This window comes from Streptomyces sp. NPDC004721, from assembly GCF_053601495.1.
In genome coordinates this window covers 1-19,010 of the sequence record NZ_JBSGBZ010000091.1, presented here as the reverse complement: position 1 = coordinate 19,010, position 19,010 = coordinate 1, and the positions used below count along the sequence as shown (strand labels likewise).

Below are 19,010 nucleotides of genomic sequence, written 5' to 3'. Positions count from 1 at the left end.
CGCCACGCCCATGGCGGCAACGAGCAACGCCACCAGAACAAGAGGTACGGCGAGATAGAGCTCCATGGTCCCTCCCTGCGCGTCGGACCCGCGCCGGACGCCGCCGTGAGCATGACACCCGCCGGACGCCTCGTCCACGCGCAGCACCTTCCACGGCTGACCTTCAGGGACTCTCCCGAGCAGCTCGCCTACGGGTCCGAGGCCTGCGACCCGCGCGCCTACGTCCGCCAGCAGTACGCCCACTGGGCGACGCACCACTAGCTACGCCAAGGGCGGCCCCCGTCTCGCCAAAGTCCGGGGCCGCCCTGACCATCCAGCACTCCACAGAACTGGAGACATCCAGCATGACCCATAACGCCAGCTCCGCGCTGCTCCATGCCGCGTTAGACGCCGTGCTGCACGGCTGGTACGTCTTCCCCCTCCGTCCCGACACGAAGCGGCCCGCCCTGCACGGAGAGGCGACCTGCCGCGGAACCGGGCCCTGCGCGGGCGGCCACCGCAAGTGGGAGGACCGGGCGACCAACGACCCGGACCGCATCCAAGCCGCGTGGTCGCACGCGCCGTACAACGTCGGCATCGCCACCGGTCCCTCCCGGCTGGTCGTCGTCGACCTCGACGTGCCCAAGGACAAGAGCAGTTCGGACGCGCCTTGCGGCGCGGCGACCTTCGCTGCGCTCTGCGAGCGCGCCGGGCACGCCGTCCCCCCCACCTACCGCACCCGGACCGCGAGCGGTGGCGAGCACCTGTATTTCACCGCCCCGCACGGCCTCCGGCTGGGCAACACCGCAAGCACCATTGCCCCGTTGGTCGACACCCGCGCGTGGGGCGGCTACGTCGTCGCCGCCGGCAGCACCACCCCCGCCGGACGGTACGAGGCGCCGTACGACCGTCTCGCGGCCCCTCTGCCCGGATGGCTGCAAGCCATCCTGCAACCGGCTCCCATGGCGTCTGAGGCGCCGTCTGGGGCAATCCCGCCGATACGTGGATGTAGCGCTCGCCAATGAGGCGCGGAACGTGGCCGCGGCCCAAGTCGGCGAGCGGGAAACGAAGTTGTTCCGCGCGGCGCGCGCTCTGGGGCGGTTCGTCGCGTGGGGCGACCTCCCCCGGCACGTGGTTGAGCAGGCTCTTCAGGAGGGAGGGGAGGCGGCCGGACTGTCCGCGTCTGAGTGCCGCTCCACCCTCCGCAGCGCGTTGGACTGGTCCATCGCCCACAACCAGAGCAGGCGGGATGCGGCATGAGCACCCCTCCCCGCCCCCGCCTGAAGAGCATCACCACCACCACGGACGGCCCGCGCGCCGCCCAACAGCCCGCGCCCCCGGCGGCCGTGGGCGAGCCGGAAGGCGCCGCCCGTCAGGGCGTCCGAACTGCTCTTCGTTCTGACCGATACCGGACCGACGAGGCCCGCCACGGCACGGAAGACCCGACACCGAACCGGCCCGGTATCCGCATCTACGCGCCGCCGGTCTACCGCGACCACTGGGACGGCGCCCGCTGGTCCAAGCGCTACGGCGACACCCCCACCGCCGCCTACGCCTGCACCTGCGGGCAGACCGGCACCGCCGCCGGCCCCCGCGCCGTCGCCGCCCTGGTCACCGAGTACGACGCCCACAAGTCCGCCTGCACTGGAAAGCCTGCCGTACCCGCCGAAGGGAGGGCCGCCGCATGAACGCCATGGACGGGGCCGCGCTGCTCAACGAGGTGGAAGCCTTCCACCGCCGCTTCAACGTCTTCCCGCACGAGGCCGCCTACATCGCCGTCGCGCTGTGGGACGCACACGCCCACCTGCTCGACTGCTTCGACTCCACCCCGCGGATCGCCTTCCTGTCCCCCGAGCCGGGGTCGGGCAAGTCGCGGGCACTGGAGGTCGTGGAAACCCTCGTCCCGCAGCCCATGACGGCCGTCAACGCGTCCGCCGCCGCCCTGTTCCGGTCCGTGTCCAACCCCAACGGCCGGCCCACGATCCTGTTCGACGAGATCGACACGATCTTCGGTCCCAAGGCGGGGGACAACGAGGAACTGCGCGGATTCCTCAACGCCGGCCACCGCCGCACCGGCGTGACGTACCGGTGCATCGGCGACGGCGGCAACCAGACCGTTCAGGCCTTCCCCTCATACTGCGCCGTCGCGGTCGCCGGACTCGGCTCGCTGCCGGACACGATCATGACCCGCTCGGTCGTGATCCGGATGCGGCGCCGGGCCCGCAACGAACGCGTGGAAGCCTTCCGCGCCCGCCTCCACGAAGCAGAGGGGCACGCGCTACGGGACCGGCTCGCCCAATGGGCCGAGCACGCCCGGGGGTTCGTCATGGGCGCCTGGCCGGACATGCCCGACGGGGTCAGCGACCGGCCGGCGGACGTGTGGGAGCCCCTGCTCGCCATCGCCGACGCGGTCGGCGGTGACTGGCCGAAGCGGGCACGCGCCGCGTGCGTGGCACTGGTGACCGCCTCCAAGGCCAACGACAAGGGCAGCCTCGGGGTTCGACTGCTGACCGATCTGCGCGATCACGTCATGGTCGGCATCGACCGGCTTCCCACCGTCGCCATCCTGGACCGACTGAACGCCCTGGACGACGCCCCGTGGGCCGACCTGCACGGCAAGCCGCTCGACAACCGGCGCCTGTCCAAGATGCTCGCCGAGTACATGACGGCCGACAACGAGCCGATCGCCTCCCGCAACATCAAGACCGCCGGGAGCGTCCTCAAGGGCTTCTACGCCGCCGATCTGTGGGACGCGTGGGCCCGCTACTGCCCCCCACCCCCGGAAAGTCCGCTACCTCCGCTACCGGGCACCGAAAACGTGGCCTGACCTGCACTAACGGGGTAGCGGCAACCGGCCTTGGTTGCCGCTACCCCGCCGCTACCCATCCGCTACCGCTACCCCTTCCCGCTACCTCCAACAGGGCTCTGACCTGCGCGGTAGCGGCGGTAGCGGAAGTAGCGCCCCTCAGAGGGACCCCCGAAGGCCCGCCCCATAGGAGACCTTGCATGAGCATCGCCACCGTGGACATCGCACCCCTCGCTGGGGCTGGCGACCCGGCCCCCGTTCTTCTGACCGTTGAAGAGGCCGCCCGCTGCCTCCGTATCGGCCGCACCACCTGCTTCGCCCTCATCCGCACAGGAGAGCTGGAGTCCCTGACGATCGGCGGACTCCGGCGCGTCCCCGCCGACGCTCCGGCCGCCTACCTCGCCCGCCGCCGCGCTGAGCAGCGCGCCGCCTGACCACCTCACACCGGGGCGCCACCTCGCCAGGAGGTGGCGCCCCGGGCCGTATCCACACCCCAACCTGAAGGAGTCCGCCTGTGGCGGAAGAGAAGAAGCGCACTCGACAGCCCAACGGCCGCAGCTCCATCTACCTGGGCAAGGACGGCAAGTGGCACGGCCGCGTGACCGTCGGCATCCGCGACGACGGCAAGCCGGACCGCCGCCACGTCGAGCGGAAGACCCGCGCCGAGGTGACCGCCGCCGTCCGCGAGCTGGAGCAGCAGCGCGACGCCAAGAGCATCCGGAAGGCGGGCCGACCCTGGACGGTCAAGACCTGGCTTACCCACTGGGTCTAGAACATCGCCCCGCTCGCAGTCAACGAGAACACGATGGTCGGGTACGGCGTCGCCGTGCGAAAGCACCTGATCCCCGCCCTCGGTGCTCACCGGTTGGACAAGCTCAAGCCCGAGTACATCGAGAACTTCTATGGGCGCATGGTGGCCGATGGCCGTAAGGCGGGGACGATCCACCAGATTCACCGCACCTTCCGCACCGCGCTGAACGAGGCGGTACGGCGTGGCTACCTCGCCCGGAACCCCGTCCAGCTCGCCAAGGCGCCCCGCGTGCAGGAAGAGGAGGTAGAGCCGTACACCGTCGAAGAGGTGCAGCGGCTCTTGCGCGCGGCGGACGAACGGCGGAACTCCGCACGCTGGGCCGTGGCCCTCGCCCCCGGACTCCGGCAGGGTGAAGCCCTCGGACTCAAGTGGACGGAAGTGGACCTGGAACGGGGCGCCCTGATGGTCCGTCGGAGCCGTCGTCGGCCGCGCTACGCCCACGGATGCGGCGACACCTGCGGCAGGAAGGCCGGCTACTGCCCACAGAGGCAGCGGACCAACCCGGAGACAGCCGACACGAAGTCCCGTGCGGGACGTCGGGCCGTTGGACTGCCCGCACAGCTTGTCGACCTCCTGCGAACCCACCGGGCCAAGCAGGCGGCCGAACGAGCAGCGGCCGGCAATGACTGGTCCGATGAGGGGTGGCTGTTCTCCACTCCAATGGGTGAGGGCACCTCGCCCCGAACGGACTACGACGACTGGAAGGAACTACTGAGCGACGCGAAAGTACGGGACGGTCGTCTGCACGACGCCCGGCACACCGCCGCCACGGTTCTGCTGATCCTCGGGGTCTCCGAGCGGGCCGTCATGGGGCTCATGGGATGGTCCACCACGGCCATGGCCGCGCGGTATCAGCACATGGTGGACTCCGTGCGGAACGACGTCGCCAGGCAGGTTGACGGGCTCATCTGGAAGCCGGGTGGAGACGGCCCGGACGATGATGACGATGGCGCCGCCGGGGCCCTCGTGTCGGCCAACTGAGACGGAAACTGAGACGGAAGCGGATGAGGCGCCCGGTCCATCGGACTGGGCGCCTCATCTACCAGCGGTAGCGGAGGGATTTGAACCCTCGGTGACTTGCGCCACACTCGCTTTCGAGGCGAGCTCCTTCGGCCGCTCGGACACGCTACCGAGGGAGACCTTACAGCACACCGGGCCGTGCTTCGAAATCCGTTTCCGTCCCGCCCCGGCGGCCGGGGTTCAGCGGCCGCGGAAGAAGTCGGTCAGCAGCGCGGCGCACTCCTCGGCGAGCACGCCCTCGATCACCTCGGGCCGGTGGTTGAGCCGCCGGTCCCGTACGACGTCCCACAGGGAGCCGGCGGCGCCGGCCTTCTCGTCGCGGGCGCCGTAGACCACCCGGTCCACCCGGGACAGCACGATCGCTCCGGCGCACATCGTGCACGGCTCCAGCGTCACCACGAGGGTGCAGCCCGGCAGCCGCCACTGCCCGGTCTTCGCGGCGGCCCGTCGGATGGCGAGCACCTCCGCGTGGGCGGTCGGGTCGCCGGTGGCCTCCCGCTCGTTGTGGCCGACGCCGAGCACGGTCGTGCCGTCGGCGGACAGCACGACCGCGCCCACGGGCACGTCCCCGCCCGCGACGGCCTGCCCGGCCTCGTCGAGGGCGAGCCGCATCGCGGCCCGCCAAGGGTCGCGCACCGGGTCCGGGGCCCCGGCAGGGTCCGGGCCCCCGGCCGGGTTCGGCGTCCGGCTCGTGTTCGGCATCCCGCTCGTGCCGGGCGGTCCGCCCGGGTCCGGCGCGTCCGGCCCGGTCAGCGGACGGTCTCCAGCACCTCCGAGGCGCCCAGGGCCTCGGCGATGGCGTTCAGCGCGTCCTCCGGGTCCAGGATGCGCAGCTCCTTCGCGCCGACCCCCAGGTCGTCGAGGATCTCGCCGTCGCCCAGCGGGCTGTGCGTGATGGCTTCGGCGGACGACGACTCCTCGTCGTCGTCCTCGGTGGACGCCGGTTCGCCGTCCTCCGTGCCGTCGAGGTCGAGGGAGTCCAGGTCGGGGCCGTCGTCGCCGGGCTCCCGGCCGAGCAGCTCGTCGGTGAGCAGGATCTCGCCGTACGAACTACGGGCAGCGGCGGCGGCGTCGGAGACGTAGATACGAGGGTCGTCCTCGCCGTCCACGCGCACCACGCCGAACCACGCGTCCTCCTGCTCGATCAGGACGAGCACCGTGTCGTCGTCGGCCGAGGCTTCCCGGGCCAGGTCGGCCAGATCGGCCAGCGTCTCCACATCGTCGAGCTCTGTGTCGCTCGCTTCCCACCCGTCTTCGGTGCGCGCGAGCAGTGCGGCGAAGTACACCGTGACTCTCCCACTGGTCATAGGCGTGCCGGTTGGGGGTCCCCCCGGCGGAGGTTCTGGGCGGGGGAGCTGGGCTCCGAGCCCCACCCACTCGGAATCGTGGCAGAAACAAGGCCTTCAGGGGACGTCTTCGGCTCCCTGTGTCCGGCAGTTTTGATCGCACACCGGTAAAGGACTCACCAGCGCACACGTTGCCGCCACCAGCGGATCGTACGCGGCTTTCCTCCCACGGCCACGCACACCCACCGTCGGAGACGTCCGTGCGGGTGCAGCTCTACTCCTGTGTGTCTTCCGCGCGTGTCTTCCTTGGTGTCCGGCCCTGCGCCCACCCTGAGGTCCTCGCTGGGGTTTTGGCGGGAGCCTTTCGCGCCCCGCGCCCATGGACCGAGTGCGTGACCCGGCGCGCGGTGGGGGTCCTGTGTGTCCTGATGGCGTCCGTGTCCGGCGTCCGTGTCCCGGTGGCGCCCTACCAGCGGAACGTGCGCATGCGCATGGCGTGCCGCAGCCTGGCGGTCTTGGCGCGGCGGGGCTGGACGCGGTCGCGCAGGGCCCGGGCCTCGGCGAGATCGCGCAGGAACCGGGCCCGGCGGCGGCGCCGTTCGGCTTCGGCGTCCGCCGCGCCGGCCGTCTCCCGGAGGTCCGCCGTCTCCGGCCGCGCGCGCGGCGACGGGTCCTTGTCAGGTTCCCGTTCCCGATCAGGCATCGGCTCACCACCCCAGTCCGTCACTCCCACTTTCCCCCGGATGCCGGGCTTGATGCCACAACAGCGCACGCCGGCGGGGGTGCGGCCCGGGCCGCCCGCCGGCGGGACAGCGGGCGGGCGGCCCGAATCGGGGCCCGGTTACTGTTGGCCCATGCGTCTCCACGTCGTCGACCACCCGCTGGTCGCTCACAAGCTCACCACGCTGCGCGACCGCCGCACCGACTCCCCGACCTTCCGCCGGCTCGCCGACGAACTGGTCACCCTCCTCGCCTACGAGGCGACCCGCGACGTGCGCACCGAACAGGTCGACATCAACACGCCGGTCGCTCCGACCACCGGAGTCAAGCTCTCCCACCCGCGGCCCCTGGTGGTGCCGATCCTGCGGGCCGGACTCGGCATGCTGGACGGCATGGTGCGGCTGCTGCCGACCGCCGAGGTGGGCTTCCTCGGCATGATCCGCAACGAGGAGACGCTGCAGGCCTCCACGTATGCCACGCGCATGCCGGAGGACCTCTCCGGCCGCCAGGTCTACGTCCTGGACCCGATGCTCGCCACCGGCGGCACGCTGGTCGCGGCGATCCAGGAGCTGATCAAGCGCGGCGCCGACGACGTGACCGCGGTCGTCCTGCTGGCCGCCCCCGAGGGCGTCGCCGTCATGGAGCGCGACCTGGCGGGCACCCCGGTGACCGTGGTGACGGCCTCGGTCGACGAACGCCTCAACGAGCACGGCTACATCGTCCCGGGCCTCGGAGACGCGGGCGACCGGATGTACGGCGCCGCCGAGTAGTACCGGACCGCCGCCTGACGCCTCTCCAGTCGCCCTGCGCGGCCACCCGCCACCGGTCTGGCTGCGAGGAGCCTCAGCAGCCCTTCTTCGGGGCGGTTGCCGCGGACTGGGGGGCGGTCAGGGCGGTCAGGGCCTGATCGGCGGCCGCCTGCTGGGTCAGCGCCTTGAAGCCGGTGCCGATGATCAGGTCCACGTCGGTGCCCTTGCGGGTGTCCGCGCGGCTCTCCGCCCCGGCGAGCTGGGTGGCGAGGACGGGCAGCGAGGTGTTCAGCGACGAGGCCGGGCCGAGGAGCAGTCCGGCGCCCTTGACCTTCTTGTCGAACTCCTCGGTCGCGTTGCCCACCTGACCGATGCGGAAGCCGCGCTTCTTCAGCTCGTCCGCGGTCTGCTTGGCCAGGCCGCCGCGGGGCGTGGCGTTCAGGACGTTGACCGTGATCTGGCCCGGCTTCGGCAGCGTCCGGGCCGCGTTCGTCGCCGACGGGCTCGCCGCGGGCGACGCCTTGGTCGAGCAGTCCCCGTCGGTGCCGGCCGCCGAGGCCTTCCGGCCGCCGGTGAACACGTCGATGAGCTGCCACGTGCCCCAGCTGATCACGCCAAGGACCGCGACGGAGGCGACGGCGAGGAACATGAGCCTGCCGCGCCGCCGGGGCTTGCGCATCCGCGGGTATCTGTTCCCCGTGATCCGGTACTTCCCGCCCATGCCGGGGGGAGTCAGCATGCTCATGGGCGCAGCGTAGTGCGCATGAGCGGTGATTCCTACTAGATGATCATTGGAGCGGCTCAGCAGAACCCGAAAGGTCCAAACCGTCACCGAACGGCGGGTCCGGACGGCTCAACTCCCGGTTCACGATCCCGGCTCGGGGTTCCGGCCAAGGGGCCTGGCTCAGGGCCCCGGCTTCAACGGCGTGGGCCCGCGGCCCGGATGCTCAGTCCAGCTCCAGCACGCGCGCGTGCAGCACCTGGCGCTGCTGGAGCGCCGCCCGCACCGCGCGGTGGAGGCCGTCCTCCAGATACAGGTCGCCCTGCCACTTCACGACGTGCGCGAAGAGGTCGCCGTAGAAGGTCGAGTCCTCCGCGAGGAGGGTCTCCAGGTCGAGTTGCTGCTTGGTGGTCACGAGCTGATCGAGGCGGACCGGGCGCGGCGCGACGTCCGCCCACTGCCGGGTGCTCTCCCGGCCGTGGTCGGGGTACGGCCGGCCGTTTCCGATGCGCTTGAAGATCACACGGAGAGCCTACCGGCCCAGACCTTCCGGGCGCAGCCCGGCCGCTGGAGTGCGGCGCTGGAAATGCCGCAGCAAAACCGGGCGAACCGGGAACGGGGGCTTGAGATCGGCGACAGCGGGACCGTGCCAGGACGGCACGGTGCGGGAGTCCCCGCCCGCGCGGTCCGGGAATCCCTGCCGTACGGCGCTGTGCGGCCGTTGTGCACAGACTGTGGACAACGGGTCACACGGTGCGGGGGACGCGTTCGGCGTGCCCACGGATGCGGAAGGCGGTGACGATCTCGAAGATGCCGACCACCACCAGCCACCAGCCGCCGAGCACGATGAGCACCGTGACCGACCGGAGCGGGGAGTCGATCAGCACGATGCCTGCGATGAAGGTGAGGATGCCGAGGAAGATCTGCCAGCCGCGCGCGGGCGCGCCGCGGTCGTGGACGGCGGCGATCGTCAGGGTGATGCCGCGGATCAGCCAGCCGATGCCGATCCACAGCGCGAGCAGCAGGATCGACTGCGTGGCGCCGCGGAAGCACAGCAGGCCCAGCAGGATCGACAGGGTGCCGCTGATGAAGGCCAGCACGCGCAGCGAGGTCGTCTTGTGGGTGCCGAACGCGGAGACCAGTTGGAGCACGCCGCTGACCAGAAGGTAGATCCCGAAGAGGATTCCGGCGGCCAGCAGGGAGGCGCCCGGCCAGAGCAGCACCAGGATGCCGAGGACCAGGGCGGCCGCACCGGTGGCGAGGACCGCCTGCCAGGCGGCGTGGGACAGAAGGTGCAGGGGCCCTTCCAGCGGCGGTTCGTACTGCGGGGGCGGCGATGTCCGCGGCTCCCGTGGGTCACGCATGGCGTGGACGCGGCGATCGTCGTACCCCAGGCCTTCGGGGCCGCTGCTCGGTGGCTCGGTCATGGCCCATGCTGCGATCGGGTGCGCGCGTACCGCGACCCGGGACCGGCCAGTCGGCTGACGTCCGCCGCACGGCCCGTTTCGGCCCCCACCGCCACTCCGGTCACTTCCCGGAGGACTTCGTCCCCTTTCCCGCTTTGGCCGCTTTGGCCGCCGCCTTCAGCTCCTGCTTGTGCGCCCGCACCCTGGCCAGCGACTCGGGCCCGGTGATGTCGGCGACGGACCGGAACGATTCCGGCTCGCCGTACGCTCCCGCCGCCTCCCGCCACCCCGTGGGCCCCACACCGAACTGCTTGCCGAGCAGCGCCAGGAAGATCTGCGCCTTCTGCTTGCCGAAACCGGGCAGCTCCTCGAGGCGTCGCAGCAGTTCCCGCCCGCTGTCGACGTCCCGCCAGATGGCCTCGGGGTCGCCGTCGTAGTGTTCGACGAGGTACTGGCACAGCTGCTGGATCCGCTGGGCCATCGACGCCGGGTAGCGGTGCACGGCCGGCTTGTCCGACAGGAGCCGGGCGAAGGTCTCCGGCTCGAAGGCCACGATCTCGTGGGCGTCCAGGTCGTCGGTGCCCATGCGCCTGGCGATCGTCGCCGGCCCGGTGAACGCCCACTCCATCGGGATCTGCTGGTCCAGCAGCATGCCGACCAGCGCGGCGAGCGGACTGCGGCCGAGGAGCGCGTCGGCCTCGGGGTCCTGGGCGAGGTGAAGGGTGACGTCCATGTCCCGATGGTCGCCCGCCGGACGGCGTGACGCAGCCGGAGGACGGCCCTCACACGGGATCCTCGGTGAGCAAAGCGCCGTCTTCGTCCGTACCCATCCAGAAGCCGGCGAGTTCCAAGACGGAGAAGTGACGTGACCGGACGGCGGGGCGAAGGTCGGGACGGCGCTGTGCGCCGTGTACGCGTACGGCGGCGACGGCTTGGGAAGCTGACGCTGCTCGGCGCGGTACTGGTCCTGCTCCTCCTCGGCGGCGCCGGACCCGCGTCCGCCCACGCCGCCCTGCGGGGCGCGGACCCCGCCGACGGGACCGTCCTCAAGACGGCGCCCGGCACGATCACTCTGGCCTTCACCGAGTCCGTCAGCCTGCTCGACGACTCCTTCCGCCTGTTCGACCCCGAGGGGCGGCGGGTGCGCACGGGCGAGCCGCAGCACGCGCCCGGACGACCGGACACGGCCCAGGTGGCGTTCCCGGAGGGGCTCGGCGAAGGCACGTTCACCGTGGCCTGGCGGGTGGTCTCGGCCGACAGCCACCCCGTCTCCGGTGCCTTCACCTTCTCGGTGGGAAAGCCGTCCCCGACGATGGCCGCGATCGACACCGGCCCGTCCGAGAACCCCACGACCCGCGGCCTCTACGACCTCGCCCGCTACACCGCCTACGGTGCCGCGGCCCTGCTCATCGGCACGGCGGCCTTCGCGCTGCTGTGCCGCCCGCCGAACGCGGGCCCGCTGCGCAAGCCGCTGGTGGCGGGCTGGTGGGCGCTGCTGGCCTCCACGCTCGCCCTGCTGGTGCTCCGGGCGCCCTACGAGACCGGCACCGGTCCGGCGTCGGCCTTCGACCTCGCGGCCGTCTCCCGCACCCTGACCGGCCGCCCCGGTCTGATGCTGCTGGCCCGCCTGGCCCTGCTCGCGCCGACGGCCGTCCTCCTCGTACGGCTGTCCCGGCGCAGGCCGGAGGAGAAGCCCTCGCGCGCGACCCTGGCAGCGGGTGCCGCGCCGGCCCTCGCCCTGGCGCTGACGTGGGCGGGGTCCGAGCACGCCTCGGCCGGCATCCAGGTTCCGGTGGCGATGACGTCATCGGTGCTGCATCTGCTGGCGATGGCGGTCTGGCTGGGCGGTCTGACGGCCCTCCTGACCACCCTTCAGCACGTCACGGCCGACGAACCGGAGGCGGGGCGCGGCACGTCGGCGCCGGGACCGAAGGCGAAGGCAGCAGTCACGGTCGCCTCCGGAGGCAGCGGTGGCGGTACAACGGTCACGATCCCGGTCGCCGAGGGGACCAGCACGGTGGCGCCTTCCGCCGACGGCCCCGCGCTGACTGCCGCTGTGGCGCGCTTCTCCCGGATCGCCTTCGGCGCCGTCACCGTCCTCGTCGTCACCGGGGTCTACCAGTCCTGGCGCGGCCTTGGCTCCTGGACCACGCTCACCGACACGGCCTACGGCCGGTTGCTGCTGGTCAAACTCGTGGTGGTGGCGCTGCTGCTGGCCGTGGCGGCCCGTTCCCGGCGCTGGACGGCACGGCTGGTGACGGCGGACGCGGGGCCGGACGTACGCGACGTGAAGACACTGGCCGTACCCGACGGAGAGGCACTGGCCGTACCCGACGGAGAGGCACGAGCGGAGGCCCCCGGGACGAAGACGTCCGCACCCCCATCCGCACTCGCGCCCTCGCCCGCCCCCGACGCCTGCCGTCGCGCCCTGCGCCGCTCGGTCCTGGCCGAGGTCGCCGTGGGGATCGCGGTCCTGGTCTTCACCACGGTGCTGGCCGGCACCCTGCCGGGCCGCGCGGCCGCCGAGGCGGCGCGGGCCACGCCCGAGGCCGGGGTTCCGGGAGCCTCCGTCACGGTCATCCCGTTCGACGTCGGCACCCCTGGCGGTCACGGCAAGGTGCAGATCACCCTGGAACCGGGCCGCGTGGGCCAGAACGCCGTGGAGGCCGTCGTCTACGGCCCGGACGGCGGCCTGACCATCGTTCCCGAACTGCGCCTGTCCCTGTCCCTGCCCGCGCAGAAGATCGGACTCATCGACGCCGGGCTCACCAACAGGGGCGGCTACTGGGGCACCGACTCCCTCAACCTCCCGATCGCCGGCACCTGGACCATGAAGGCGACGGTACGAGTGTCGGAAATCGACCAGGTGAGCGCCGAACGGAAGGTCCAGATCCCGCGCTAGTGCTGTGACCGGAAAGGTTTGCCGGAAAGCTCGCAGCACGAGCGGCTGCGGGACGCCGGCCGGTGCGTCGCGCGTGCGGAACGCGGCGGGTCGATACCCGTGACATGCGCCTCCGGGGCCGTATTGTCGACGTGCCGCACGCCGAACGGCGGGTCACCGGCCCCTACTCGTCTCTTCATTTGTACGGATGAGACATCCCATCGCACATATAGAGCTAATCAGGGAATTCCTTCACCCATTTGCCGCGCATCCGGGGAAGTCGGACGGCGTTAGTCGGGACATGACTAAGGCAACCAGGGAAGGGTACTGGGGTCTGTTCGGGGGTCAGGAGCGAGAGGACTCGGTCGCCGCACACGCGGTGGCGCTGGGTCCCTACACCTACCTTCCCGCCCCGGTGCACTCGTCGGCCACTGTCAACGGCACCCTGACCAGGGGAGGTTTCCCGGTCGCTCTCAAGGTGACGGAGCCCCTGCTGCGGGATTTCCTGGACGCGATGAGCACACTGGAAGCCGACCTCGCGCGCCGCTGGCACGGTTCGGAGAGCCGGGCCCGTCTCTCGGGAGCGGAATAGCCGCCGCGTCATGTACGACGAACGTACCGATCATCGTTCCGGCCATTCGACTGACTATTCGGGCTATCCCGATTACCCGAGCCATACGGGTGGATACCAGGGGGCGGGCACCGGCCGGCACCGGGGCCCGGCGGAGTTCTTCACGTCTCCCCTGGAGCCGCCGGACGCGGCCTGGGACCCCGCCGAGGAACTGGCCTTCATGCTCCAGGACGCCATGGAGGAGCACCGGCCGGACGTTCCCGTCGCCCGCGACGAGGCACCGGTCACCGAGCCCGCTCCCAACACCGGCACGCCCCTGGAGAACCTCCAGGCGATCACGGCGGAACTGCCTCCGCTGAAGGAGGTCACCCGACGCCATCGAAAGGTCCCGGAACGCAAGCGTCCGAACGTCCTGCGGACCACCAGTCACGTCATCGCCGCGCTGACCGCGGTGATCGCTTCCTCGGTGAGTTTCTTCGGCGGAATGGTTGCCTACGATCCCCTGCGCGTCGTGGCCATGGCACGGATGCAGGACGGCATGGCGTCCTGGTGGCCCCTGCTGGTCTACGGTCCCTGGCTGGTCGCCTCGCTGTCCGTGCTGCGGGCCGCGCTGCACCAGCGCCGTGCCGTCCACTCCTGGAGCGTGGTGCTGATCTTCTCGTCCATCGCGATGCTCCTGTGCGTGCTGCAGGCACCCAGGACGATCGTGGACATCGCCGCGGCCGCCCTGCCGGGCCTGGCCTCCCTGGCCTGCTTCCAGCAGTTCGTACGCCAGATCACCCTGACCCGCCCGCCCCGGCGCACGTCGCCCCGCCACCGCCAGCCCCGCACACCCCACACCGAGACCCCGTCCGTGTCCACCGCCGACGACACCCGCCGCGCCACGACGACGGCGCGACCGGCCGGAGGCACGGCACGCAAGAGGGCCTGAGCCGATCGTTCCCCGGAGCCGGGGCCCCACGGCCGCCACGGACGTGGTCGCGGGGTCACCATGGAGGTGGACGGAGTGTGGCGGACGCGAAGGAGGCCGCCATGGCAGCCGCGCATCTCCCGGCGTCGCCCCTGGTGGTCAGGGCGACCGATGGCCGACGGGCCGAGCTGGCACTCACCGGGGACATCGGGGCGGAAGTCCTGCGGCCACTGGAGGAACGACTCGGAGCCCCGCCGCTGAGCGAGGCCGACGAGTGGATCGTGGACATGAGCGAGGCCACCCACCTCGACCTCGCGTGCGCCTACGCCCTGCTGCGGGTCGCCACGCGGTGGCCGGCGGCCGCGCTCACCATTCGCGGAGCCCGGCGCACCGTGCACCGGACCCTGCGCCACGCGGGGCTCGACACGGCCGCGGTGATGGAGGACTTAGGGGTGGCGGAGGGCTCACGGGACTCAGAGGGCTCAGGGGTGGCGGAGGGCCGGTGACGGTGGGGGCAGGATCAGACGGATCCCGAATATTTCGGTGACCGATGTAATCTGGAGTCATGGCTCCGGATACGACGCGCAGCCCGTCCCGTCCGCGCTGGCCCGCCGTGCTCACCGCGGAGCGGGCCCGCCCGGAGGGGATCCGGTCACGACCGAACGCCTGGTGGCTGGCCGTGGCCACGGTGTGCTTCGGGGCGTTCATGGGTCAGCTGGACGCGAGCATCGTGACGCTGACCTACGGCAGCCTGCGCACCGAGTTCCACGCCTCGCTCGCCGCGGTCGAATGGGTGTCGCTGGCGTATCTGCTGGCCCTGGTGGCGCTGCTGGTGCCGGCTGGGCGGCTGGCGGACGCGCACGGCCGCAAGTTGCTGTACCTGTACGGGTTCGCCGTCTTCACGCTGGCGTCCGCCGCCTGCGGACTGGCGCCCTCCTTGGCGGCGCTGGTGGGCTTCCGGGTGGTGCAGGCGGCCGGGGCGGCATTGATGCAGGCCAACAGCGTCGCGCTGGTGACCACCAGCGCACCCCGCGGGCGGATGCGCAGCGCGCTCGGCGTGCAGGCCGCCGCACAGGCGCTGGGGCTCGCCCTGGGGCCCACCGTGGGTGGCGCACTGGTGTCCACCCTGGGCTGGCGCTGGGTGTTCTGGGTGAACGTGCCGGTCGGGGTGGTCGCGCTGGTGAGCGGGCACTATCTGCTGCCGCGCACCAGGGCTCGTACGAAGGTCGCGCGCTTCGACTGGGCCGGGCTGGCGCTGCTGGCCGTGGCGACGACCTGCGCGCTGCTCGGCGTGTCCGCGGCCTCCGGTCTGCCGGTGCCCGCCTGGGGCGTGGTCCTGCTGTTCGGCGTCGCGGCTCTGGCCGGCTGGGGCTTTGCCCGCCGTCAGCGGCGGACCGCCGCGCCCTTGCTCGATCTCGCTCTGCTGCGGGTCCGCGCGGTCGCGTTCGGGCTGGTCGGGGCGCTCAGCGGATACCTGGTGCTGTTCGGCCCGCTGGTGCTGGTGCCGGTCGTGCTGACCGCGCGGGGGGCCTCGGAGCTGACCGCGGGACTGGTGCTGACCGCGTTGCCCGCCGGGTTCGCCCTCGGCGCCACCGGCGGCGACCGGCTGCTGCCGCGTTCCCTGACCGACCGTGGCCGGTGCCTGACCGGAGCCGGCGTATTCCTCCTCGCCACGGCCGCGCTCCTGGCCGTCCCCCTGACCATCGCCTGGCTGGTGCCGCTGCTGGCCCTGGTCGGCGTGGGGCTCGGGACGTTCACCCCGGCCAACAACGCCCTCATCATGGGTGCGATCCCCGCCCGTTCCTCCGGTACCGGTGGCGGCCTGGTCAACATGACCCGCGGTCTGGGCACCGCCTTGGGCGTGGCGCTGGTCACCCTCGCCCTGCACGTCGCGGCCGACGGCGGAACCGAGGCCGGCGCCCGGTGGTCCGCGTCGATTCTGGTGGCGGTGTCGGCCGTCGCCGTCGTCTCGGCCTGGCTGGGGCCGGACCGTGGCGACCACCGCCGGTCCCTTCCGGGACTCGGGGCGTGAGAACGGTGGGCAACCCGCGTGAGCCGGTGGACAACCCGGCGGCAGTACGAGCAGGAGGGCGTGCACGGGGCCCCGGCTACCCTTGCCGCATGTCCGCGCAGCCCCGCTCCGAGCCTCCCCTGCCCGGCCCCGCCACCGAGGCACCGGACGCCCGGCTGCTCACCGAGGCCGTCACCCGTCTGCGCCGCGCCCTGCGGGCCTCGATCCGCACCGACTATCCGTGGGAGAAGCTGCCCATGGCCCAGGTCGAGCTGCTCCAGGTGCTCGGTGAGCACTCGCCCGCCCGGATCAGCGATCTCGCGGCCCGCCAGCGACTCGCGCCGAGCACCGTCAGCGGACTGATCGGCCAGATGATCAACACGGGCCTGGTCGCGCGCGAGGTCGACTCCGCCGACCGCCGCGCCTCCGTCGTCACTCTCACCGACGCCGGACGGGACCAGCTCGCCGCGTGGACCACCGCCCACGAACGCCGGATGGACGCCGCGCTGGCCGCCCTGGACGACGCCGATCGGGCCGCCGTCGCCGCCGCCCTGCCCGCCCTCTTCCAACTTGCCGAAAATCTCGGTCAGTTGGACGACGGCGGGACCGCGGTCTGATACGACGAGGGCTCCCACCGGAATCCGGTCGGAGCCCTCGCTCGGCCTTCTGGGTGCCCTTTCGTCCTGGTGGGTGCCCCTCGGTGTCAGGCGGTCGTGCAGACGGCCTCGACGAAGTGGCCCACCTGCGTCTCCGGCAGAGCGCGTGAGAGGTCCGACTCGCAGATCATGCCGACCAGGCGGTGGTTCTCGATGACGGGCAGCCTGCGGATCCGGTGTTCCTCCATGGTCCGCAGGACAGTGCCGCTGTCGGCGTTCGCGTCGATCGTGATCGGCTTGCCCTGCTCCAGCTCCCCCGCCGTCATGGTCCGGGGGTCCTTCCCCTTGGCGAGGCACTGCACCACGATGTCGCGGTCCGTGATGATCCCGTGGAGGCGGTCGTCGGGCCCGCAGATCGGCAGGGCTCCGACGTCCAACTCCCTCATCCGGCGCGCCGCGTCCTCCAGCGTCTCGCTCTCCTGGACGCATGTGGCACCGGTGTGCATGATCTCCCGTGCGGTGGTCATGGCCGTCTCCTTCGAGCTTCGGTGGCCGGCACGGAGAGAGCCAAGGTCCTGGCCCGCCCCGGCCAGTTCGGCTTACCACCAGTGTCGGTTCTCCGTATGCCCGCCGCACGTCGTGGAAGCCCGGCTCCCGCTGGGACACCAGTCCACCCCAGGTGGGACGTTTGCGCGCGTTTGTTGTCATTCAATACCGTTGGTCGCGGGGGCAACCGACCTTCGGGCAGGGCAGAGCGATGACCGTCAGTCCGTCTTCGCCACGGCCGACCGCACACCGGGAGCGGGCGCCCGTCCATCTGTCGTCGCTGGTGAAGCGCCCCGTGGTGGACCGGGGCGACCGGTCGCTCGGCCGGCTCTCCGACGTGATCGTCCGGCTGCGCGGTGCCGACTACCCGGTGGTGTCCGGGCTCGTGGTCGGCGTGGGCGGCCGTGAGCTGTTCGTCCCGGTCGAGCAGGTGGCCGCGCTCGACGCCGAGGGCCTGGTGGAGCTCGAGAGCGCACGGCTGGACCTGCGGCCGTTCGAACGCCGCGAGGGCGAGGTGCTGCTGCGGGCGGACGTGCTGGGCCACCGGCTGATCGACGTCGGCGAGGCGCGCCTGGTCCGCGCGCAGGACGTGGAACTGGCCGAACGGGACGGCCAATGGCTGCTGTCGGGCGTGGACACGCACCGCCCGCACCGGCTACTGGGGATCTTCGGGGACCGTTCGACGGGGCACGCGTGCCGGGACTGGAAGGCGTTCGAGCCGCTGATCGGGCACAGCCGCAGCGCGCTGGTCCGTCGCCCCACGGCCCGGATCCGGCGCCTGCGGCCGGCGGAGATCGCCGACCTGCTCGAGGACGCCTCCCGGGACGAGGAACGCGAGATCCTCGGCGACGTCCGGCAGGACCCGGAGCTGGAGGCGGACGTCTTCGAGGAGTTGGAGGAGGACCGGGCCTCCCGGCTGCTCAACGCCCGCACCGACGTGGAGATCGCCGCCGTACTGGCGCGGATGCGGGCGGACGACGCGGCCGACGCCATCGACGATCTACGGCAGGGCCGTCGCCGTACCGTGCTGGAACTGCTGCCCGCCGGACAGCGCGCCAAGGTGCTGACCCTGATGGGCTTCAACCCCGACAGCGCCGGGGGCCTGATGGGGATGGACTTCCTGGCCCTGCCCCCGGACGCGCCGGTGAGTGAGGCCGAGGCGGCGGTCCGGCGGGCGAGCCGGCTCCAGCCGGAGGCGCTGACCAGCGTCTACACCGCCGACGAGGACGGGCGGCTGCTCGGCTGGGTCCGGCTGGTCACCATCCTGCAGAGCGATCCCGCGGTCCGGCTGGCCGAGGTGAGCGAGGCCGATCCCGTGCGCGTCGGCCCGGACACGGACCTGGTGGACGTGGCCCTGCTGATGACGGACTACAACCTGATCACCCTGCCGGTCGTGGACGACGAAGGGGTCCTGCTCGGCGTGATCACGGTCGACGACGTCCTGGAGGCGACGCTGCCGGAGGACTGGCGGCGCCGCGAGGTGGCTCCGCCACCCGACGCCCACCGGACCGCTGAGGCCGGCAGTGCCGTGGGGGTCGGCGGCACCACCGGGGTTGGTGGCACCACCGGGGTTGGCGGCACCGCTGAGGCCGGCAGCGCGATGGGTCTGGAGGAGCGTGAGGAGCCCTCACCATGAGCGGGCCCCGGCCCGACCGGCGCCCACCGCAGCAGCCGCCGCCCGGCGCACGCCCGGAGGACCGCCCGCCCAGGCCCGGCGCACGTCCGGAAGACGGTCGGCCCGGGTCCGGCGCCCGTCCGGAAGACGGTCGGCCCGGGTCCGGCGCCCGTCCGGAGGACCGTCCGCCCGGGTCCGGCGCACGTCCGGAAGACGGTCGGCCCGGGTCCGGCGCCCGTCCGGAAGACGGTCGGCCCGGGTCCGGCGCCCGTCCGGAGGACCGTCCGCGTACGTCCGGTCCGCCCCCGGCCAGGAGCGGGGGGGCTGTGGGTCCCAGTCGACGAACCGGATCGGCAGCGAGGCCGGCGACGCGGTCTGCGGC

General features: G+C 72.1%; 19 protein-coding genes, 1 tRNA gene and 3 pseudogenes. 14 read left to right on the top strand and 9 right to left on the bottom strand.

The window, feature by feature from the left end:
* The 6 genes and pseudogenes from ACWEK3_RS39615 to ACWEK3_RS39590 all read left to right on the top strand — a co-directional run.
* A pseudogene (locus ACWEK3_RS39615) lies at window positions 1-261 on the top strand (hypothetical protein); the annotation flags it as partial.
* Between the two features lie 83 nt (window positions 262-344).
* Window positions 345-1,239: pseudogene (locus ACWEK3_RS39610) on the top strand (bifunctional DNA primase/polymerase).
* Entirely contained in the window at window positions 1,236-1,667 is a 432-nt protein-coding gene (locus tag ACWEK3_RS39605) for a hypothetical protein (protein ID WP_453251977.1), read from the top strand. The pseudogene ACWEK3_RS39610 and the gene ACWEK3_RS39605 overlap by 4 nt, the downstream one beginning before the upstream one ends.
* Complete coding sequence (locus ACWEK3_RS39600) at window positions 1,664-2,806, top strand: DUF3631 domain-containing protein (RefSeq protein ID WP_453251976.1); 1,143 nt, start codon at window positions 1,664-1,666, stop codon at window positions 2,804-2,806. The genes ACWEK3_RS39605 and ACWEK3_RS39600 overlap by 4 nt, the downstream gene beginning before the upstream one ends.
* Window positions 2,807-2,985: 179 nt before the next feature.
* On the top strand, window positions 2,986-3,219 hold the full coding sequence (locus ACWEK3_RS39595) for a helix-turn-helix domain-containing protein (protein WP_388728795.1): 234 nt from the start codon (window positions 2,986-2,988) through the stop codon (window positions 3,217-3,219).
* Between the two features lie 80 nt (window positions 3,220-3,299).
* A pseudogene (locus tag ACWEK3_RS39590) lies at window positions 3,300-4,577 on the top strand (tyrosine-type recombinase/integrase).
* 65 nt (window positions 4,578-4,642) lie between these two features.
* On the opposite strand, the gene ACWEK3_RS39585 reads toward ACWEK3_RS39590, so the two are convergent.
* The 4 genes from ACWEK3_RS39585 to ACWEK3_RS39570 all read right to left on the bottom strand — a co-directional run bounded on the left by ACWEK3_RS39585 (window position 4,643) and on the right by ACWEK3_RS39570 (window position 6,605).
* Window positions 4,643-4,727, bottom strand: a tRNA-Ser gene (locus ACWEK3_RS39585).
* Window positions 4,728-4,796: 69 nt separating this feature from the next.
* Window positions 4,797-5,318 carry a tRNA adenosine(34) deaminase TadA gene (gene tadA, locus ACWEK3_RS39580; protein WP_453251975.1) on the bottom strand — a complete coding sequence of 174 codons (522 nt, stop codon included), beginning with the start codon at window positions 5,316-5,318 and terminating at the stop codon, window positions 4,797-4,799.
* A gap of 47 nt (window positions 5,319-5,365) precedes the next feature.
* The gene (locus ACWEK3_RS39575) at window positions 5,366-5,902 is read right to left on the bottom strand and encodes a tRNA adenosine deaminase-associated protein (RefSeq protein ID WP_390725602.1); all 537 of its coding nucleotides are present in this window, start codon (window positions 5,900-5,902) and stop codon (window positions 5,366-5,368) included.
* A gap of 466 nt (window positions 5,903-6,368) precedes the next feature.
* Window positions 6,369-6,605 carry a hypothetical protein gene (locus tag ACWEK3_RS39570; protein WP_450546627.1) on the bottom strand — a complete coding sequence of 79 codons (237 nt, stop codon included), beginning with the start codon at window positions 6,603-6,605 and terminating at the stop codon, window positions 6,369-6,371.
* A 151-nt stretch (window positions 6,606-6,756) separates the two neighbouring features.
* Between ACWEK3_RS39570 and upp the strand changes: the two genes are divergently transcribed.
* Entirely contained in the window at window positions 6,757-7,392 is a 636-nt protein-coding gene (gene upp, locus ACWEK3_RS39565; RefSeq protein WP_361419105.1) for a uracil phosphoribosyltransferase, read from the top strand.
* A gap of 73 nt (window positions 7,393-7,465) precedes the next feature.
* On the opposite strand, the gene ACWEK3_RS39560 is transcribed toward upp, so the two are convergent.
* From ACWEK3_RS39560 to ACWEK3_RS39545, 4 genes are all read right to left on the bottom strand, one after another.
* Entirely contained in the window at window positions 7,466-8,092 is a 627-nt protein-coding gene (locus ACWEK3_RS39560; protein WP_453251978.1) for a LytR C-terminal domain-containing protein, read from the bottom strand.
* 226 nt (window positions 8,093-8,318) lie between these two features.
* Window positions 8,319-8,615: a type II toxin-antitoxin system VapB family antitoxin gene (locus ACWEK3_RS39555; protein WP_004943146.1), complete on the bottom strand. Its 297-nt coding sequence runs from the start codon at window positions 8,613-8,615 to the stop codon at window positions 8,319-8,321.
* Between the two features lie 223 nt (window positions 8,616-8,838).
* Window positions 8,839-9,519 carry an HdeD family acid-resistance protein gene (locus ACWEK3_RS39550; RefSeq protein ID WP_450546626.1) on the bottom strand — a complete coding sequence of 227 codons (681 nt, stop codon included), beginning with the start codon at window positions 9,517-9,519 and terminating at the stop codon, window positions 8,839-8,841.
* Between the two features lie 100 nt (window positions 9,520-9,619).
* On the bottom strand, window positions 9,620-10,231 hold the full coding sequence (locus tag ACWEK3_RS39545; protein ID WP_453251974.1) for an HhH-GPD-type base excision DNA repair protein: 612 nt from the start codon (window positions 10,229-10,231) through the stop codon (window positions 9,620-9,622).
* Window positions 10,232-10,399: 168 nt separating this feature from the next.
* On the opposite strand from ACWEK3_RS39545, the gene ACWEK3_RS39540 reads away from it, so the two are divergent.
* The 6 genes from ACWEK3_RS39540 to ACWEK3_RS39515 all read left to right on the top strand — a co-directional run bounded on the left by ACWEK3_RS39540 (window position 10,400) and on the right by ACWEK3_RS39515 (window position 16,488).
* Complete coding sequence (locus ACWEK3_RS39540; RefSeq protein WP_453251973.1) at window positions 10,400-12,400, top strand: copper resistance protein CopC; 2,001 nt, start codon at window positions 10,400-10,402, stop codon at window positions 12,398-12,400.
* 280 nt (window positions 12,401-12,680) lie between these two features.
* The gene (locus tag ACWEK3_RS39535) at window positions 12,681-12,971 is read left to right on the top strand and encodes a hypothetical protein (protein WP_450546623.1); all 291 of its coding nucleotides are present in this window, start codon (window positions 12,681-12,683) and stop codon (window positions 12,969-12,971) included.
* A gap of 10 nt (window positions 12,972-12,981) precedes the next feature.
* Window positions 12,982-13,881: a DUF2637 domain-containing protein gene (locus ACWEK3_RS39530; protein WP_450546622.1), complete on the top strand. Its 900-nt coding sequence runs from the start codon at window positions 12,982-12,984 to the stop codon at window positions 13,879-13,881.
* Window positions 13,882-13,982: 101 nt separating this feature from the next.
* Window positions 13,983-14,366 carry an STAS domain-containing protein gene (locus tag ACWEK3_RS39525; RefSeq protein WP_453251972.1) on the top strand — a complete coding sequence of 128 codons (384 nt, stop codon included), beginning with the start codon at window positions 13,983-13,985 and terminating at the stop codon, window positions 14,364-14,366.
* Between the two features lie 59 nt (window positions 14,367-14,425).
* Window positions 14,426-15,892 (top strand): MFS transporter, encoded by a 1,467-nt coding sequence (locus tag ACWEK3_RS39520; RefSeq protein ID WP_390876521.1) that lies wholly within the window; start codon window positions 14,426-14,428, stop codon window positions 15,890-15,892.
* A gap of 89 nt (window positions 15,893-15,981) precedes the next feature.
* A complete protein-coding gene (locus ACWEK3_RS39515; RefSeq protein WP_453251971.1) occupies window positions 15,982-16,488 on the top strand; it encodes a MarR family winged helix-turn-helix transcriptional regulator in 507 nt (168 codons plus the stop codon).
* 86 nt (window positions 16,489-16,574) lie between these two features.
* Here ACWEK3_RS39515 and ACWEK3_RS39510 read toward each other — a convergent pair whose 3' ends face one another.
* A complete protein-coding gene (locus ACWEK3_RS39510) occupies window positions 16,575-16,994 on the bottom strand; it encodes a CBS domain-containing protein (RefSeq protein ID WP_376545927.1) in 420 nt (139 codons plus the stop codon).
* Window positions 16,995-17,224: 230 nt separating this feature from the next.
* On the opposite strand from ACWEK3_RS39510, the gene ACWEK3_RS39505 reads away from it, so the two are divergent.
* A complete protein-coding gene (locus tag ACWEK3_RS39505; protein WP_453251970.1) occupies window positions 17,225-18,649 on the top strand; it encodes a magnesium transporter MgtE N-terminal domain-containing protein in 1,425 nt (474 codons plus the stop codon).
* The last annotated feature ends 361 nt before the right edge of the window (window positions 18,650-19,010 follow it).

Excerpts from the sequence above, each read along its gene's own strand:
- ACWEK3_RS39605 (WP_453251977.1), top strand. The coding sequence starts at position 1,236 with ATGAGCACCCCTCCCCGCCCCCGCCTGAAGAGCATCACCACCACCACG.
- ACWEK3_RS39600 (WP_453251976.1), top strand. The coding sequence starts at position 1,664 with ATGAACGCCATGGACGGGGCCGCGCTGCTCAACGAGGTGGAAGCCTTC.
- ACWEK3_RS39595 (WP_388728795.1), top strand. The coding sequence starts at position 2,986 with ATGAGCATCGCCACCGTGGACATCGCACCCCTCGCTGGGGCTGGCGAC.
- tadA (WP_453251975.1), bottom strand. The coding sequence starts at position 5,318 with ATGCCGAACACGAGCCGGACGCCGAACCCGGCCGGGGGCCCGGACCCT.
- ACWEK3_RS39570 (WP_450546627.1), bottom strand. The coding sequence starts at position 6,605 with ATGCCTGATCGGGAACGGGAACCTGACAAGGACCCGTCGCCGCGCGCG.
- upp (WP_361419105.1), top strand. The coding sequence starts at position 6,757 with ATGCGTCTCCACGTCGTCGACCACCCGCTGGTCGCTCACAAGCTCACC.
- ACWEK3_RS39560 (WP_453251978.1), bottom strand. The coding sequence starts at position 8,092 with ATGGGCGGGAAGTACCGGATCACGGGGAACAGATACCCGCGGATGCGC.
- ACWEK3_RS39550 (WP_450546626.1), bottom strand. The coding sequence starts at position 9,519 with ATGACCGAGCCACCGAGCAGCGGCCCCGAAGGCCTGGGGTACGACGAT.
- ACWEK3_RS39545 (WP_453251974.1), bottom strand. The coding sequence starts at position 10,231 with ATGGACGTCACCCTTCACCTCGCCCAGGACCCCGAGGCCGACGCGCTC.
- ACWEK3_RS39535 (WP_450546623.1), top strand. The coding sequence starts at position 12,681 with ATGACTAAGGCAACCAGGGAAGGGTACTGGGGTCTGTTCGGGGGTCAG.
- ACWEK3_RS39530 (WP_450546622.1), top strand. The coding sequence starts at position 12,982 with ATGTACGACGAACGTACCGATCATCGTTCCGGCCATTCGACTGACTAT.
- ACWEK3_RS39525 (WP_453251972.1), top strand. The coding sequence starts at position 13,983 with ATGGCAGCCGCGCATCTCCCGGCGTCGCCCCTGGTGGTCAGGGCGACC.
- ACWEK3_RS39520 (WP_390876521.1), top strand. The coding sequence starts at position 14,426 with ATGGCTCCGGATACGACGCGCAGCCCGTCCCGTCCGCGCTGGCCCGCC.
- ACWEK3_RS39515 (WP_453251971.1), top strand. The coding sequence starts at position 15,982 with ATGTCCGCGCAGCCCCGCTCCGAGCCTCCCCTGCCCGGCCCCGCCACC.
- ACWEK3_RS39510 (WP_376545927.1), bottom strand. The coding sequence starts at position 16,994 with ATGACCACCGCACGGGAGATCATGCACACCGGTGCCACATGCGTCCAG.
- ACWEK3_RS39505 (WP_453251970.1), top strand. The coding sequence starts at position 17,225 with ATGACCGTCAGTCCGTCTTCGCCACGGCCGACCGCACACCGGGAGCGG.